At 73.0% G+C, this 15158-nt stretch carries 13 protein-coding genes, 1 pseudogene and 1 riboswitch; of the genes and pseudogenes, 6 read left to right on the top strand and 8 right to left on the bottom strand.

The window, feature by feature from the left end; all coding sequences use genetic code 11:
* Nucleotides 1-1017, bottom strand: a pseudogene (locus tag HMPREF3159_RS18130) (hypothetical protein); the annotation flags it as partial.
* A gap of 369 nt (nt 1018-1386) precedes the next feature.
* On the opposite strand from HMPREF3159_RS18130, the gene HMPREF3159_RS12110 reads away from it, so the two are divergent.
* Together HMPREF3159_RS12110 and HMPREF3159_RS12105 are read left to right on the top strand one after the other, a co-directional pair.
* The gene (locus HMPREF3159_RS12110) at nt 1387-2100 is read left to right on the top strand and encodes a DsbA family oxidoreductase (RefSeq protein WP_070501239.1); all 714 of its coding nucleotides are present in this window, start codon (nt 1387-1389) and stop codon (nt 2098-2100) included.
* Nucleotides 2097-2327, top strand: coding sequence for a hypothetical protein (locus HMPREF3159_RS12105; RefSeq protein WP_070501238.1), 231 nt, complete (start codon nt 2097-2099; stop codon nt 2325-2327). The genes HMPREF3159_RS12110 and HMPREF3159_RS12105 overlap by 4 nt, the downstream gene beginning before the upstream one ends.
* A 92-nt stretch (nt 2328-2419) precedes the next feature.
* On the opposite strand, the gene HMPREF3159_RS12100 is transcribed toward HMPREF3159_RS12105, so the two are convergent.
* The 3 genes from HMPREF3159_RS12100 to glpX form a co-directional block, all read right to left on the bottom strand.
* A complete protein-coding gene (locus tag HMPREF3159_RS12100; protein WP_070501237.1) occupies nt 2420-3370 on the bottom strand; it encodes a VOC family protein in 951 nt (316 codons plus the stop codon).
* A 455-nt stretch (nt 3371-3825) separates the two neighbouring features.
* Nucleotides 3826-4527 (bottom strand): NUDIX hydrolase, encoded by a 702-nt coding sequence (locus tag HMPREF3159_RS12095; RefSeq protein ID WP_070501236.1) that lies wholly within the window; start codon nt 4525-4527, stop codon nt 3826-3828.
* A 144-nt stretch (nt 4528-4671) separates the two neighbouring features.
* Complete coding sequence (glpX, locus tag HMPREF3159_RS12090; RefSeq protein WP_070501235.1) at nt 4672-5664, bottom strand: class II fructose-bisphosphatase; 993 nt, start codon at nt 5662-5664, stop codon at nt 4672-4674.
* A gap of 402 nt (nt 5665-6066) precedes the next feature.
* On the opposite strand from glpX, the gene HMPREF3159_RS17180 reads away from it, so the two are divergent.
* The 3 genes from HMPREF3159_RS17180 to HMPREF3159_RS12080 all read left to right on the top strand — a co-directional run bounded on the left by HMPREF3159_RS17180 (nt 6067) and on the right by HMPREF3159_RS12080 (nt 8812).
* Nucleotides 6067-6252: a hypothetical protein gene (locus HMPREF3159_RS17180; protein WP_141748207.1), complete on the top strand. Its 186-nt coding sequence runs from the start codon at nt 6067-6069 to the stop codon at nt 6250-6252.
* Between the two features lie 311 nt (nt 6253-6563).
* Complete coding sequence (locus tag HMPREF3159_RS12085; protein WP_070501234.1) at nt 6564-7499, top strand: aldo/keto reductase; 936 nt, start codon at nt 6564-6566, stop codon at nt 7497-7499.
* Nucleotides 7500-7771: 272 nt separating this feature from the next.
* Nucleotides 7772-8812, top strand: coding sequence for a Gfo/Idh/MocA family protein (locus HMPREF3159_RS12080; RefSeq protein WP_070501233.1), 1041 nt, complete (start codon nt 7772-7774; stop codon nt 8810-8812).
* 154 nt (nt 8813-8966) lie between these two features.
* On the opposite strand, the gene HMPREF3159_RS17690 is transcribed toward HMPREF3159_RS12080, so the two are convergent.
* The gene (locus HMPREF3159_RS17690) at nt 8967-9095 is read right to left on the bottom strand and encodes a putative transporter small subunit (RefSeq protein WP_126988771.1); all 129 of its coding nucleotides are present in this window, start codon (nt 9093-9095) and stop codon (nt 8967-8969) included.
* 101 nt (nt 9096-9196) lie between these two features.
* Nucleotides 9197-10912, bottom strand: a complete 1716-nt coding sequence (locus HMPREF3159_RS12075) for a sodium:solute symporter family protein (protein WP_070501232.1) — start codon at nt 10910-10912, stop codon at nt 9197-9199.
* Nucleotides 10913-11395: 483 nt separating this feature from the next.
* Between HMPREF3159_RS12075 and HMPREF3159_RS12070 the strand changes: the two genes are divergently transcribed.
* On the top strand, nt 11396-12313 hold the full coding sequence (locus HMPREF3159_RS12070) for an ATP-grasp domain-containing protein (RefSeq protein WP_070501231.1): 918 nt from the start codon (nt 11396-11398) through the stop codon (nt 12311-12313).
* A 61-nt stretch (nt 12314-12374) separates the two neighbouring features.
* Here HMPREF3159_RS12070 and HMPREF3159_RS12065 read toward each other — a convergent pair whose 3' ends face one another.
* Nucleotides 12375-13739 (bottom strand): LLM class flavin-dependent oxidoreductase, encoded by a 1365-nt coding sequence (locus tag HMPREF3159_RS12065; RefSeq protein ID WP_070501230.1) that lies wholly within the window; start codon nt 13737-13739, stop codon nt 12375-12377.
* On the bottom strand, nt 13739-14542 hold the full coding sequence (locus tag HMPREF3159_RS12060) for a 3-oxoacyl-ACP reductase (protein WP_070501229.1): 804 nt from the start codon (nt 14540-14542) through the stop codon (nt 13739-13741). The genes HMPREF3159_RS12065 and HMPREF3159_RS12060 overlap by 1 nt, the downstream gene beginning before the upstream one ends.
* Before the next feature lie 213 nt (nt 14543-14755).
* Nucleotides 14756-14849: riboswitch (TPP riboswitch) on the bottom strand.
* Nucleotides 14850-15158 lie beyond the last annotated feature (309 nt).

The following is a 15158-nucleotide window of genomic DNA, read 5'->3' as shown; positions in this document are numbered from 1 at the left end:
GAGGGCGGCCGACGGGCCGGCGCCGGCGCCGCTGGCCGCATCGAGGCCGGCACGCAGGGCGAGGGGCGCGAGGGCCAGCGCGATCGTGCCGAGGACCAGGGTGATCCCGCCCGTGGCCAGGGCGGGTCGCTGGGCGCGCAGGTGAGGGGCGAGCAGCTCGAAGGTCGCGGAGAGGGTGCCGCCGGGGCGGGCGGGCGGCGCGGGGACGATGTCGGCCGGGCGGGAAGAGGCAGCGGGTGCCTCGTCGTGGTGGGCTGCGGTCGCCCCGGGCTGCGAGGGGCGGTGCGGGGGACGATGCGGCATCCGCTGCGCGACGGCGCCGCCGTTCTCCGAGGTCCTGGCGCCCCACGGGTCCGCTCCTGCGGTGTCGCGGCGGGCGTCGGCGGGCAGCGCGTGGTCCTCGACAGGCCGCGTCGACGGGGCGCCGGCGACGGGCGGCATGCCGTACGGGACGGTGCCGGCCTGCGCGGCGCCGGACTGCGGTGCTGCGACCTGTGGGTCTGCGTTCTGCGTGTCGGAGCCGAGCGGCTGGTCGACCACGTGCCAGTGCTCGCCGGACTCGGGGTCGCGGTCGGGTTCGACGTCGGGGGCGGTCGGGGTGTCGGTCTGGCCCGTCGCCGCGTCGGGCGCCGCAGCGAGGGGTGGGGCCGGGGCGGAGCTCTCAGGGGCGGGCTCGGCGACGGAGAGATCGGCGACGGAGGGATCGGCGGGAGCGGGCTCCGCCGCGGAGGGCTCGGCCGTGGAAGGCTCGGCCGATGAGGGCTCGCCCGGCGAGGGCTCGGCGACGGGCAGCTCGTCGGTGGGCGGTTCCGGGCGCGGCTCCACGGGACCCTGCAGCCAGTCCTGCGCGCCCGCGGTGCCGTCGGCTCCCTGCTCGGACCAGACGTCGCGCGCCTCGGACGCGGACCATACGGGCGGCGAGGGCCTCTCCGAGACCGTCCCGACCGCGGGGTCGAGCGGATCCGGCGCGTCGGCCGGCTCGGGGCCTGGCTGCTCGGGGGTGGCGTGCGCGGTCATCGGCTCGTCTCCTGCTCGTCTCCGTCGCTCCGCGTGGCGGCGGAGCGTCCTCCAGTGTGGCATCACGACATCGCGATGCCGGCTGCCGGCGCTGGACCCGCTCCCGCGCCTGCACCTCCGCCCGCCTCTGCTCCGCGCACGCGCCTCCCCCGTGCTCCCGCACCTGCGCCTGCACCTGCGCCTGCGCCTGTGCCTGTGCCTGTGCCTGTGCCTGCGCCTGCGCCTGTGCCTGTGCCGCGAGCGAAACTCGTCGCGCTCCCCTGGCCGCCCCCGGAGCCCACCAGTACAGTTTTCAAGGAACCATCTTCACCACCCCGTCGGCCGGCGCCCCTCGCGCCCCGGCCGCACCCGCCCCACCCGGAGGATCCGATGACCACGTCCCAGGACGCCCCGACCGACGCCGCCCCGCTGATCACGGTCGACGTGTGGACCGACGTGGTCTGCCCGTGGTGCTACATCGGCGAGTCCCGCCTCCAGGACGCGATCGAGGCCGAGGGCCTGACCGAGCAGGTGCACGTGCGCGCCCACTCCTTCGAGCTCGACCCCACCTCTCCCGTCGGCGGCTCGCAGGACAACATCGAGCACCTGGTGCGCGCCAAGGGCATGCCGGCCGAGCAGGTGCGCGAGATGGAGGCGCAGATCAAGGCCATGGCCGAGGAGATCGGTCGCGAGTACTCCACCGAGCGGCCGATGGCGAACACCCGCGGCGTACACCGCGTGATGCAGGCGATCGGCGCGGCGCACGGGGCCGACGCCGCGACCGCATTCTTCCTCGAACTGCAGCGCGGCTACTTCACCGGGGCGCTGAACCCCTTCGAGGCCGACGTGGTCCTCTCCCGCGCGGTCGCCGCCGGTCTCGAGGAGCAGGTCGCACGCGAGGCGCTCGAGGGCGGCGCCCACGACGCGGCGGTCGAGGCGGAGGTGCGCGAGGCGACCTCCATGGGCGCCCGCGGCGTGCCGTTCTTCCTGTTCAACGACAAGTACACGGCGCCCGGAGCGCTGCCGAAGGACGCCTTCCGCCAGGCGCTGCGGCAGATCGCCGACGAGGCGCGGGCCGAGCGCGGCGAGGCGGAGCAGGCATGAGCGACATCGACCGCACGCACGACGACGCCACCACCGCCGAGGCAGCCCGCCGCCCCGCGAGCAGCGCCCACCCCGCACAGCGCGACGCCGCACAGGCCGGCACCGTCCGATCCGAGGGGACCGAGCCGGCCGAGGCCGCACCGCAGCCGCTGACCTCCCTCTCCTCGCTGCTGGGCGGATCCTTGGCGGGCGGACAGGCCTGCGACGCCGACGGCAACTGCGACTGACGCGACCCCCGAACGACCTCCGGACAGAACGGGACCGACCTCCGGAGAGGTCGGTCCCGTTCTGCGTGCGGCGGCTCCGCATCCGCGGGTGCTCAGCGGGCGAGCAGCTCCTCGGTGCCGGTGCCCGGCAGGCTCAGGGTGACGGGGGTGCCCCACGGGTCCTCGACCCGGACGGAGCGGCCGGTGTCGGCGAAGGAGAGGCCCGCGCGGCTGAGGCGGGCGGTCAGCGCGTCGAGGTCCTCCCGGCCGGGGAGGGTGATCGCCACGTCGGCGAGGCCCAGAGAGGTCGCACGGGGGCCGGCGCCGCGGCTGTTCCAGGTGTTCATCGCGACGTGGTGGTGATATCCGCCTGCGGCGGCGAAGAGCGCGCCCGGGTGGGAGCCGGCCGTGGTCTCGAAGCCGAGCGTGTCGACGTAGAAGCGGCGGGCGATCTCGACATCGCCGACCTGCAGGTGGACGTGGCCGACGATGCCGGGGCGCATGCCCGGGGTGGCGCTGGCCTCGTCGGTCAGGTGCTCGGCGAGGTACTTGTTCGGGTCGATGAACAGGGTGTCCATCGCGACCTGGCCGTTCGTCCACTGCCACTGGTCGCGGGGGCGGTCCCAGTACAGCTCGATGCCGTTGCCCTCGGGGTCGGTGAAGTAGAAGGCCTCGGAGACGAGGTGGTCGCCGGTGCCGGCGAAGCGGGAGCGGGGGTCCTGCGCGGCGCGGAGCACGGTGCCGGCGAGGGACGCCTGGTCCTCGAACAGGATCGCGGTGTGGAACAGGCCGGCCTGGCTCGGGTCGACGCCGGGCAGCCCCGGGGTCGCGACGAGGCGGAAGAAGGGGGCGTCACCGCGGCCGAGCACGCGGTGGACCTCGCCGCCCACGCGGGCGCGCTCCTCGATCGGCTGCAGTGCGAGGGCGTTCTCGTAGCAGGAGCTCATCAGCTCGAGGTCGCCGACCCGCAGGGTCACCGCGTCCATGGCGAGGTCGGCGGAGAGGTGCTGCTCGCCGACGGTCTGGGCGGAGGCGGAGGTGGAGGTCAGGGATGAGGCGGTCATGATGCTGCCTTTCGCGCGGCGGGAGCGTCGGGACCATCGTGCGCCGGGTCGTGATAAACTTCAAGCATTAACTGTTTGTGTGTGCTCCACGCCACAGCTGTGGGCCCACCGAGCGCGTGGGCCGATCAAGCGGCGGGCCGATGGGCAGGTGCTGGACATCCCCGGACAGGACCGAGGGCGGTGAGCACTGCTCACCGCCCTCGTGCCGAGTCCGCTCTCCCCTGCCGACCCGGGGTCCTCCCGCCTCGACCCTCGTTGCCGAGGGGAGGCGATGAATAGACAGTAGGCCCGCCGAGGGCCCGTCCCGGGGGACTCAGGTCCCGTCGACCGGACGCCGCTCTGCCGGCGGTGTCGCGCACGGGCCGATGGTGAGGCGAGGTGCATACATGGCCGGCTCGCACCACCTTCGGCCCGTCGACGACACGGGAGGCCGCTGGTCGCAGCGCCGGTCCGGGTCAGTCCCCGGCGCGCAGCAGCGGGGGGACGAGCGAGGTGCCGGAGCCCGCGCGGTACAGCCGGGCCGGGCGTCCGCCCGTCGGCGCCGCGTGGCGGTCCAGCTCCATCAGGAAGCCTTCGGAGCGGGTGGCCTTGCGGTGGAAGTTCCCGGCGTCCAGCGAACGGCCCCAGACGCTCTCGTACACCCCGCGCAGCTGCGAGATCGTGAACTCCTCGGGCAGGAAGGTCACCGCCAGGGTCGTGTACTCGAGCTTGCTGCGCGCCCGCTCGATCGAGGCCTCGAGCACGGTGGCGTGGTCGAAGGCGAGGGAGATGCCGTCGAGGTCGGCGACCGACCACCACCGCGCGTCGGCCACGTCCTCGCCGCGCAGGGGGTCGGGCAGGTCCGCGCCGAGGGCCATGAACGCGACGGAGACGACGTGCCCGCGCGGGTCACGGCCGGGGGCGCCGAAGGTGCGCACCTGCTCGAGGTGCACGGCGCCGCTGCCCAGCGACGCCTCGTCGGAGAGCACCCGGTAGGCGGCGCCGTCGAGGTCCTCGCCGTATTCGATGAAACCGCCCGGGAGGGCCCACGACCCCTTGTGCGGCTCGTCGTCGCGCTGGATCAGCAGCACGCTCAGCTCACCGCCGCGGAGCGTCAGGACGATCAGGTCGACCGCGACGTGGATCTCGGGGACGCTGCTCTGGGGCGAGGAGGACATGCGTCCACGATAGGCGGGGTTCTGGTCACTGTGACACCAGTTGGTCGGGCGACTCACAGGTAATCTCCGCGCAGGCGCGTGACCTGCACGGACAGGTGCCGACGGGTCGCGCGCCCCGGCGCGTCGCCCGTCGGCCCGTCCGGCTCACTCGGAGAGCCAGCGGCCCCACTTGTCGGCGCGGTGCTCGGCCTCGACCAGGCGGACCGTCCCGGAGGTGGAGCGCATGACGATCGACTCGGTGACGATGCGGTCGTGGCGGTAGCGCACGCCGCGCAGCAGGTCGCCGTCGGTGATGCCGGTCGCCGCGAAGTAGCAGTTGTCGGAGGTGACCAGGTCGTCCGTGGTCAGCACGCGGTCCAGGTCGTGGCCGGCGTCGATCGCCCTCTGCTGCTCCTCGTCGTCGGTCGGGGCGAGGCGGCCCTGGATCATGCCGCCGGTGGCCTTCACCGCGCAGGCCGCGATGATGCCCTCGGGGGTGCCGCCGGTGCCCAGCAGCATGTCCACCCCGGCGCCGCGGGCGGCGGCGATGGCGCCGGCCACGTCGCCGTCCATGATGAACTTGACGCGCGCCCCGGCGGCGCGGATCTCCTGCACCAGCGGCTCATGGCGCGGCCGCTCGAGCACGCACACGGTGACCTGGTTGACGGGCTTGTCCAGCGCCTTGGCGACGAGCTTGATGTTCTGCTCGATCGGCAGGCGGAGGTCCACGTACTCCGCCGCCTCGGGGCCCACCACCATCTTCTCCATGTAGAACACGGCCGAGGGGTCGTACATGCTGCCCTTCTCGGCGACGGCGAAGACGGCGAGGGCGTTGTCGTACCCCATCGCGGTGAGGCGGGTGCCGTCGATCGGGTCGACCGCGACGTCGACGTCCGGACCGGTGCCGTCGCCGACCTGCTCCCCGTTGAACAGCATCGGCGCCTCGTCCTTCTCACCCTCGCCGATCACGACCGTGCCGTTCATGCGCACGGTGTCCATGAAGGAGCGCATGGCGTCGACGGCGGCGCCGTCGGCCCGGTTCTTGTCGCCCGCGCCCACCCAGCGGCCGCCGGCGATGGCGGCGGCCTCGGTGACGCGCACGAGCTCGAGGGCGAGGTTGCGATCGGGGGCGGTGGGCGTGGAGGCAGGCGTGGTCATCGGGGGTCTTCCTCGTCGTCGAGTGCGGGTCGTCGCATGCATGCGCCGGGCGTCCTGACCTGCCGGGGCGACAGGCCGATCGGCGCCTGACGTGCGTCTCCGACTGTAGCCGACCGGCACCGCCCGGCGGGCTGCTCCGCCCGGGAAACCGTCCCGCGCCCGCGGCGTCCTGCCTCCACGGCGGGGTGTGCCTCTGGTGGAGGAGTTCGGCGCCGCGACCGGGCCACCGGAGCTGGTCGACAAGGACACCGACGCCGCGCTCACGGCCGAGAACCGGTCCGCCGGGCAGCGGCCCGAGGAGAGGGTGCAGGGGGAGAGGGCGCAGGAGGAGACGGTGCCGCACGTCCTCGCCGGTGCTGCGATCGGCTCGGCGGTAGGCATCGGCGGTAGCGTCCACCACGGGTGCTCGAAGGACCGCACTGGGACGTGCTCGCCCCGCACGTGCTGGCGAGGATCGAGGAGCAGGTGCGGCGGGACGCCCCGGCCGAGCAGGTGGCGATCGAGTCCTCGCAGCTCGGCGACGGGGTCGGCGCGCTCGGCGCGGCGGCGCTCTTCCTGCAGCGGGAGCTCTCCCCCGCCGTGCGCTGACCCTGCCCTCGCGCTGCCGCGCAGGCCCCGCCGCAGCCGACGTGCGAGTCCTGCCGCACACAAATGCGCTCTCTGCGTGACCTCAACCGCCATAGGGCATTGAGGTCACGCAGAGAGCGCAGAAGTTTGCGGGCGGCGGGGGCAGGGTGACGACGGGATTCGGGCAGGACCGGAGGCAGAGGGCGGGGAGGCAGAGGGCGGGGAGGCAGAGGCCGCGCGGCGGGGGCGCGTAGGCTTCTGCTCGGCGGCGCCGCACGGGCGTCCTGCGCCGGGAGCCGGCGCTCCGTCCCCGATGCCGAAGAGGTCATGCCATGAAGCAGTTCACCCTCCCCCACACCGACATCACCGCCCCGAACGTCGTGCTCGGCCTGATGCGGATCGCCGAGAAGTCCGACGACGAGATCCGCACCCTGGTCCGCACCGCCCGCGACGCCGGCATCGACTTCCTCGACCACGCCGACATCTACGGCGGGCAGAAGCACCGCTGCGAGGAGCGCTTCGCCGAGGCGCTCGCGCTGACCCCGTCGGAGCGCGACCAGGTCACCATCCAGACCAAGGCCGGGATCGTGCCCGACGGCCCGTACTTCGACTACAGCTACGAGCACCTGGTCAAGTCGGTCGAGGGGTCGCTGAAGGCGCTGCGCACGGACCGCATCGACATCCTGCTGCTGCACCGCCCCGACGCCCTCGTCGAGCCGGAGGAGGTCGCGCGCGCCTTCGACGAGCTCCACGCGAGCGGCAAGGTCCGCCACTTCGGCGTCTCCAACCACACCCCGCGCCAGATCGAGCTGCTGCAGAAGCACCTGGACCAGCCGATCGTCGCGAACCAGCTGCAGCTGTCGATCACGCACTCGACGATCGTCGCGCAGGGGGTGGCCTCGAACATGCAGGGCACCGACCAGGCGCTGGTGCGCGACGGCGGCGGGATCCTCGACTTCTGCCGCCTGCACGACATCACGATCCAGGCCTGGTCCCCGTTCCAGGCGGGCTTCTTCGACGGGGTCTTCCTCGGGAACCCCGAGTACGCGGAGCTGGGCGCCGTGATCGACCGTCTGGCCGCGAAGTACGACGTGACCCCCGAGGGCATCGCCACCGCCTGGATCACCCGCCACCCGGCGCAGATGCAGGTGGTGCTCGGCACCACCACCCCGCAGCGGGTCGCGGACTCCGCCGCCGGTTCCGAGGTGGCGCTGACCCGCGCCGAGTGGTACGAGCTGTTCCGCGCAGCCGGCTGGATCGTGCCCTGAGCCGAGCCCGCGGCGCCCTCCCGCGTCGGCGCGCCCCGCTCAGCAGATCCCGCCGACGATCCCGAACGCCCGCAGCACATGCACCACGGCCAGGAGCAGCACGACCCCGGACACCCCGAGCACGACCCCGGCGTGCATCGGCGAGCGATGGGGCGGCGCAGGGCGGGCATCGCATGGCAACGGCTACCGCTCCTTCACCGCACCGGGGAGAATGGCCCGGATTCTCTCTGTCCACCCAGGTGCCGCAGCGGAGCGGCGAGGAGGCACGGCTCATGGCGCAGCGTCGCATCGGTCTGATCGGCTACGGGGACGTCTCCGTCGTCCATATCGGGGCGATCGAGGCGATCGATGGGCTCGAGCTCGTCGGCATCGCGGACGTCGACCCCGCCGCTCGGGAGCGCGCCGCCGCCGACACGGGGCTGCCGACCTTCGCGTGCGTCGAGGAGCTGATCGACGCCCTCGGCCCCGACGCCGTGCACGTCACCACGCCGCACGACCAGCACGTCGGCCCCTCCCTGGCCGCGCTCGAGCGGGGCGTGCATGTGCTCCAGGAGAAGCCGCTCGCGCACACGCTCGCCGAGGGCGAGCGCCTGGTCGAGGCGCTGGCCGCCGTCTCCGCCCCGCGGGCCGACGGCGGTGCGGGCGCGCCGAAGGTCGCGATCTGCTTCCAGAACCGCTACAACCGCGGCAGCCAGGAGCTGCGTCGCCTGCTGGCGAGCGGGGACCTCGGCGCGGTCCGCGGCGCCTATGCGTCGGTGGTCTGGTCGCGCACGGCGGAGTACTACGCTGCCAAGCCGTGGCGGGGCCGCTGGGAGACCGCGGGCGGCGGGCTGCTGATCAACCAGGCGATCCACACCCTCGACCTCGTGCAGTGGCTGCTGGGCCCGGTCGAGCGGACCGAGGGCCTGGTCTCGCAGAAGAAGTTCGCGGGCGTCGTCGAGACCGAGGACACCGCCGACCTCGTGCTCCATCACGCCTCCGGCATCACGACCACCTTCTACGCGACGCTCACCGCGCCGGTCGCGCGGCCCGTCGAGATCGAGGTCGAGACGGAGAGCGCCTATCTCGAGGTCCGCTCCGGCAGCGTCGGCGGGCTCACCGTGCGTTGGAAGGACGGCCGGGTGGACAGCTTCTCCGACCGGGTCGCGACCGCGGGAGGCCGCTCCTACTGGGGCGTCTCCCACGAGGAGCTGATCCGCGACTTCTACGCCGGGCTGGACTCCGAGGCGCCGTTCTGGATCGGGCCCGCCGAGGCGATGGACTCGCTGCGGATCCTCAAGGAGGCCTACCGCAGCACCGGCGTCGGGAACTGACCCCGCCTGGCCCGGTGGCGTTCGCATCGCCGGACCGTCGGCATGAAGGGGCCTCCAGCGGCACGCCGCGACGACTGTCGTCGCACCGTGCCGCTGGAGGCCCCTTTCTGCAGGTGCCCGCAGCGCACCGGCCGCGCAGGCCGGCGAGCGGGGCTCAGATGATCGGGTGGCCCTCCTTGCGGGCCTCGCGCGCGTCCTTCGCGAAGCCGCGCACGATCGTGATGAGGATCCCGAGCACGAGCACAGGCCACATGAGCACGTAGGCGGTCAGCAGAGCGGTCATGGTCTCTCCTTCGGGGAGCGGGGCCGGCGCACGGCCGGCAGGGTCGGTGGTCGGGGCGGCCCCGTCGTCGCGGGGCCGCCGGCGGTGAGGGTGCCGACCGGTCAGCGGACCGGGCCGCGCCCGGCGAGGCGGTCGTCGTCGGCGAGGCCCTCGAGGTCGGAGGCGGGCGTCTCCTCGTCGAAGTCGCCGGTGACCTTCTGGATCACCGAGAAGTCGAAGTCCTGCGAGGAGCGGACGCTGAGTGCCCAGCACACCAGGAACGAGACGGCGTAGGCGACGAGCGATCCCGAGAGGGTCTCGTAGTCACGCAGGTACCCGAACCCGAAGGGCAGCACCGCGATGGTCGCCGTCGCGCCGATCACGATCGCGGCGCGCAGTCCGAAGAACCCGAACGCCATGATCCCCAGCACGACGCCCACGCCGATGATCGCCAGCAGCTCGACCACCAGCGCCCAGACACCCTCGAGCGGGAGCAGCTCGAAGCGCACCGGAAGGAACACCACCAGCGCGGCGATCACGGAGAGGGTGAAGGCGCGGTTGGTGACCTTCTTCCAGTAGAAGGAGGCGATGACCGGGAACACGAGGCAGCCCCAGAGGGCGCCGACGAACACCAGCAGGTCCAGGATGTTGAAGCGCGCGGTGGCGAAGTAGAGTGCCAGGCCCGTCGCGACGATCATCGTGATCCGGCCGATGAGCAGCATGAGCTTCGGGTCGACGTTCTTCCGGCCGACGGACTGGCCGTAGAAGTCGGTCATCACGATCGAGCTCAGCGCCGCGAGGTCGGAGTCCGCGGTGGAGGACAGCGAGCCGATGATCATGACGAAGGCGAGCGCGACCAGGGCGACGGGCAGGTAGGTGGCCACCATCTGCGGCATCAGGTTGTTCACGTCGCCGCCCATGGGCTCCACGCCCAGGTACAGCGCCATCACGCCCAGCATGCCCACGCCGATCACGGTCGCGCCGTAGCCGACGGTGGCGGTGACGAAGGTCGGCTTGATGAGGTCCTCGCGCACGGCGAAGAGGCGCTGGGCGATGGTCTGGTTGCCGATCGCGTAGGCGAGCACCGCGGCGATGTAGGGGGCGCCCTGGTTCATGAAGGCGTCGGAGGAGAAGAAGCTCTCCTGCTGCGGGGTGACGTTCCCGGCCGCGACCCCCTCGGCGAACATCGAGGGGCCGCCGGCGAGGAAGAACACCGTCGGGATGATCACGACGGCCGCGCCGAGCATCGCCATGACCTGCGCGAAGTCGGTCAGGACGGAGGCGCGGAAGCCGGACCACAGGGTGTACAGGAGCACACCGCCGGCGATGATGAGGATGCCCGCGCCGAAGCTGAGCGGGGAGAGCATCGCGATGATCGCGCCGCCGGCGATGAAGTTCGAGGTCAGCGAGATGACGGAGCCGAGCACGTTGGAGCCGGCGAGCATCACCTGCGAGGAGCGGCCGTGGCGGGCGTACATCACCTCGGCGAGGGTGTGGGCGCGCGGGGCGACCTTCCTGATCCGCTTGCCGAAGGGGTAGATGAACAGGATCATCAGCGCGCCCCAGAGCCCGTAGTGGATGGGGCCGGAGACGCCGTAGGTGTACCCGGCGGTCACCGAGGCGTACATCGAGGACGCCCAGATCCAGGTGGCGGTCATGGAGGCGGCGGAGACGCCGAAGCCGATGCGGTTGCCGGCGGTCATGTAGTCGTCGGCGTTCTCCTGCTTGCGGGAGATCGCCACGGACATCCACATCGTGCCCCCGTAGAACAGGAGCAGGAGCAGGGCGATCCCGATGATCCCGAGCTGGACGATCTCGCCTGGGGGAGCGGGCGGCATGGACTTCCTCTCGTCGCGGTGGACCGGTCACGTGCGGCCGGTCCCCGGCGCCGCAGGGCGCACCGGGCCAGACGGGGCCCCTCGCGGGGCCGACCGGCGATCGACCCCGTCGCGGATCGCGTCGAATCTCGCCCGGGCGAGGCCTCGCCTCAGCGCCGCATTGGCGCGCCCTGACGGCGGGGACGGGTGGGCCCTGCCGGGCCGCTCCCCCGCCCTCGATCACGCGTGGAGTCGCATAGATACTCGCACAACCCTCAGGGGATTGCCAGGCGGCCACCGGAGGGCCGACCTTTCCCGCAGGTCATGAACGATTGCCGATTGTCCGACATTCACAGACGAGCCACCGGCGCACCAAGGGTGCATGCCCGGTATACAGATGCAGCGTCGACCGTCGGCACACGCCTCGGCCAGGGCGCACGGTCCCGCCCATCCCGGGGCGGACGCGGCCTTGAGCCGCTCACCATGCGCCCTACCCTCGATGCCATGACGCGCATCGGCATCGTGACCACCTCCCCCGGCGCCTTCACCTCCGCCGATCCCGACCGCGACTGCGCCCCGCTGGTCGCCGCCCTCCGCGACCGCGGCGTCGAGGCGGCCTCGCTGGACTGGCACGACGCCTCGGTCGACTGGGCCTCCTGGGACCTCGCCGTGCTCCGCAGCCCCTGGGACTACGCCCAGCACCCGGCAGAGTTCGCGGCGTGGCTCGAGCATGCGGGGACGCAGGCCCACGTGCTCAACGAGCCGGAGCTGATCCGCTGGAACATGGACAAGCACTATCTCCTCGAGCTCGAGGCCGCGGGGATCCCCGTGATCCCGACGAGCTACCACCGCACGCTCGACTCGGTCCGCGACGCGCTCGCGGCGCCGACGCAGGCCGCTCACGTGGTCGTGAAGCCCGCCGTCGGCGCGGGATCGCAGCGCACGGGCCTGTTCACGCGCGAGGACCCCGCCGCGCTCGCCCTCGCACGGCAGATCCTCGACGCAGGCGGGACCGTCATGGTGCAGCCCGAGGTGCCCGAGCTCTCCGACGGGCTGGAGAAGGCGGTCTACACCCTCGACGGCCGCTTCACCCATGCGGTCGCCAAGGGCGCGCTGCTCGCCCGCGGCGGTGGGCTGCGCGGCGGCCAGTACCAGGAGAACCCTCAGCTCGTCGACGCCTCCGCCGACGAGCAGGCCTTCGCCGAGCGGGTGCTCGCGGCGGTCGCCGAGGTGACCGGCCTCGGCACGCCGCTGTACGGGCGGATCGACCTGGTCGACTCGGCCGAGCACGGGCGGGTGCTGATCGAGGCGGAGCTGTTCGAGCCGACCTACAACCTGCACCTCGCTCCGGAGGTGACGGAGCTCTTCGTCGACGCGATCCTGGGACGGGTCCGAGCGAAGCAGCCCGAGCGCTCGCTCTGAGCGCTCGGGGCGACGCCCCTCCCGCAGCGGTCCCGTCCGACCGGCCGCTCTCCAGCGTTGGTCAGCTCCCCGTCGGCACCGGCATCCCCTGCGGCGGCCGCGGCAGGCCGAGATGGTCGCGCAGAGTCGTCCCCTCGTACTCGCAGCGGAAGCGCCCACGCCGCTGGAGCACCGGCACCACCTGGTCGACGAACTCCTCGATGCCGCCCGGCAGGGTGGGGGGCATGAGGTTGAAGCCGTCGGCCGCTCCCCCATCGACCCAGCGCTCGATCTCATCGGCCACCTGCTCCGGGGTGCCGATCACGGTCGCGTGGCCACCGCCTGCGGCGAGGAGCCCCAACAGCCCGCGGACGGTCGGGCGGGCGGCCTCGAGGATGCGCAGCACCGTGGCGTAGCGGCCCTTCGGCCCGGTGAACTCCTCCAGCGGCGGCAGCGGCGGGACGGGGGCGTCGAGCTCCCAGTCCGACGTGTCCTGGCCGACGAAGAAGGAGAGCTGGCGCAGCGAATCCTGCACGGGCAGCAGGGCGTCGAGCTCGGCCTTGCGGCGTCGTGCCTCCTCCTCGGTCGAGGCGACGTAGGGGACCAGCCCCGGCATGACGGCGAGGGCGTCGGGGTCGCGTCCGAGCGCCGCAGCGCGGGAGCGGATGTCGCTGCGATAGGTGCGGGCGGAGGCGAGATCCCAGGCCACGGCGTAGATCCCCTCGGCGTGTCGGGCGGCGAGCGCGCGCCCGGGCTCCGAGGCACCGGCCTGGAAGAGGACCGGGCGGCCCTGCGGCGGGGTCGGCACGTTCAAGGGCCCGTCGACGGCGAAGGCCTCCCCGCGATGCAGCGGCGGACGCAGGGAAGCGGGGTCGACGTAGACGCCGTCCGGTTCGGCGAGGATGCTGTCCATCGGCCATGACTCCCACAGCCCCTGGAGCACCTCGAGGAACTCCCCCGCCGTGGCGTAGCGCTGCGCATGGCCCGGCAGGGCGGTCATGGAGTGGTTGCGAGCCTCCTCGTCGGTCATCGAGGTGACGACGTTGACCCCGGCCCGGCCGCGCGAGATGTGGTCCAGGCTCGCCAGCAGCCGGGCGGCGTGGAACGGGTCCCAGAAGGTGCTCGAGACCGTCGTGACCAGCCCGACCCGCTCCGTGGCGCGGGCCATCGCGGTGAGCGCGGTGAGCGGTTCGAGCATCCAGGCGGGGCCGCGCTCGACGCCGGCCGTGCCGATCGACTGGCCGTCGGCGAGGAAGACCGCGTCGAGCCGGCCCCGCTCCGCGATCCGGGCGAGCTCCTCCCAGTACGTGACGTCCGCGAGGCGCTCCACCGAGGAGCCGGGCGCACGCCAGGCCGCGGAGTGGTGGCCGCAGGCATGGGCGAACAGGTTCAGTCGCACCGGGCGGCGGGCAGCGCCGGTCACGGAGGCATGGGCGCCGGCGGCCATCAGTCCATCACCAGCCCGCCGTCGACGACGAGGTTCTGCCCGGTGATCGCCCGCGCCCAGGGCGAGGCGAGGAGGAGCACGGCGTCGGCGAGCTCGGCGGGCGTGGTCACTGAGCGCAGCGGGGTGCTCGCGGCGATCGCGTCGAACACCGCCTCCGGGGTCGCGGAGCTCGCGTCGGTGGTGCGCAGCAGGCCGCCGCTGACCATGTTCACCGTGATGCCGCGGGGGCCGAGGTCGGCGGCGAAGGTGCGGGTCAGGGCCAGCAGCGCCGCCTTCGCCGCGGTGTAGTCGTGGTAGGGCACGACGGGATGCTGGAGGAGGTTGGTGCCGATGTTGACGACGCGTCCCGAGCCGGCGCGGTCGAAGCCGGGCAGGGCGGACTGGATGGTGTGCAGCGCGCCCTGCACGGCGCCGGAGAACTGTCCCGCGAAGGCCTCGTAGCCGATCTCGTGCGCCTTCGCGCGGGCGTCCCCGTCGAAGGAGAAGCCGGCCAGGGCATTGTTCACGACGGTGTCGACGGGGTCGCCGAACTCGGCCTCGGCCCGGGCGAACAGGGCCTCGACCTGGTCGCGCTCGCGCACGTCGGCGCGCACGGCGATCGCCCGGCCGGGGTGCGCGTCGGCGATCTCCCGGGCGGCGGCCTCGCTGGTGAGGTGGTCGATGACGACCCTGGCTCCCTCGCGGAGGAACGCCTCGGTGAGGGCCCGGCCGAGGCCGCGAGCGCCGCCGGTGACGAGGACGACCTGCTCGGAGAGCGCGGGAGCGGTACGGGAGGTGGGGGTGGTCGGGGTGGAGGGGGTCATGGTCGTGCGGTCCTTTCAGGGCATGCGAGCACGCCCGCCGCCGAGCGGGAGGGACGCGTCGCGATCGGGGCAGGGCCGCATCGGGGCGCGGCGCTGCGCGGGAGGCGACACGGGGACCGGGAGAGGGGATGGCGGCGTGCACGGCGGCGGCGTGCCGGTCCGCGACCAGCACGGCCCTGGCCCGCAGGACCGTGGCCTGCAGGGCGACAGCGCACAGCGCATCGACGACATCCCTCCGCGAGCATGAACTCGATCAGGTTCTCCGGGTGTGCTCTCAGCCCCTGGCGGGGCACCCCGTGTCGATCACCGACTGTACCCGCCGCCGGCCGCTGGGCGCTCCCGGTCTCGTCGAGCTGCCTCCCAGGTCGTGGAGCTGCGGCGCGTCCGCCTCCCGGACGGGCGCACCGACGAGGGCGCGCCCCTTCCGAGGAAGGATGGAAATAGTTACCATCGTGCCGACACAACGTGGTGCTGCTTTTCATCTCGCGGTCACCGGCTCGTCATCTCGGCCCGCCACGCTGTCGTCGTCACCCCTCGGACGTCGAAAGGCCCGTCGTGTCCACCGCTCGCTCCTCCCGCTCCTCTCGCCTCTCCTCGTACCGCACCACCCCCGCTC

It is taken from the genome of Brachybacterium sp. HMSC06H03, assembly GCF_001807385.1.
Classification (GTDB): domain Bacteria; phylum Actinomycetota; class Actinomycetes; order Actinomycetales; family Dermabacteraceae; genus Brachybacterium; species Brachybacterium conglomeratum.
This window is presented reverse-complemented; position numbering and strand designations above follow the sequence as displayed.

Bases quoted from the DNA above. Each gene is read 5' to 3' on its own strand.
- HMPREF3159_RS12110 (WP_070501239.1), top strand. From the start codon at position 1,387: ATGACCACGTCCCAGGACGCCCCGACCGACGCCGCCCCGCTGATCACG.
- HMPREF3159_RS12105 (WP_070501238.1), top strand. From the start codon at position 2,097: ATGAGCGACATCGACCGCACGCACGACGACGCCACCACCGCCGAGGCA.
- HMPREF3159_RS12100 (WP_070501237.1), bottom strand. From the start codon at position 3,370: ATGACCGCCTCATCCCTGACCTCCACCTCCGCCTCCGCCCAGACCGTC.
- HMPREF3159_RS12095 (WP_070501236.1), bottom strand. From the start codon at position 4,527: ATGTCCTCCTCGCCCCAGAGCAGCGTCCCCGAGATCCACGTCGCGGTC.
- glpX (WP_070501235.1), bottom strand. From the start codon at position 5,664: ATGACCACGCCTGCCTCCACGCCCACCGCCCCCGATCGCAACCTCGCC.
- HMPREF3159_RS12085 (WP_070501234.1), top strand. From the start codon at position 6,564: ATGAAGCAGTTCACCCTCCCCCACACCGACATCACCGCCCCGAACGTC.
- HMPREF3159_RS12080 (WP_070501233.1), top strand. From the start codon at position 7,772: ATGGCGCAGCGTCGCATCGGTCTGATCGGCTACGGGGACGTCTCCGTC.
- HMPREF3159_RS17690 (WP_126988771.1), bottom strand. From the start codon at position 9,095: ATGACCGCTCTGCTGACCGCCTACGTGCTCATGTGGCCTGTGCTCGTG.
- HMPREF3159_RS12075 (WP_070501232.1), bottom strand. From the start codon at position 10,912: ATGCCGCCCGCTCCCCCAGGCGAGATCGTCCAGCTCGGGATCATCGGG.
- HMPREF3159_RS12070 (WP_070501231.1), top strand. From the start codon at position 11,396: ATGACGCGCATCGGCATCGTGACCACCTCCCCCGGCGCCTTCACCTCC.
- HMPREF3159_RS12065 (WP_070501230.1), bottom strand. From the start codon at position 13,739: ATGGCCGCCGGCGCCCATGCCTCCGTGACCGGCGCTGCCCGCCGCCCG.
- HMPREF3159_RS12060 (WP_070501229.1), bottom strand. From the start codon at position 14,542: ATGACCCCCTCCACCCCGACCACCCCCACCTCCCGTACCGCTCCCGCG.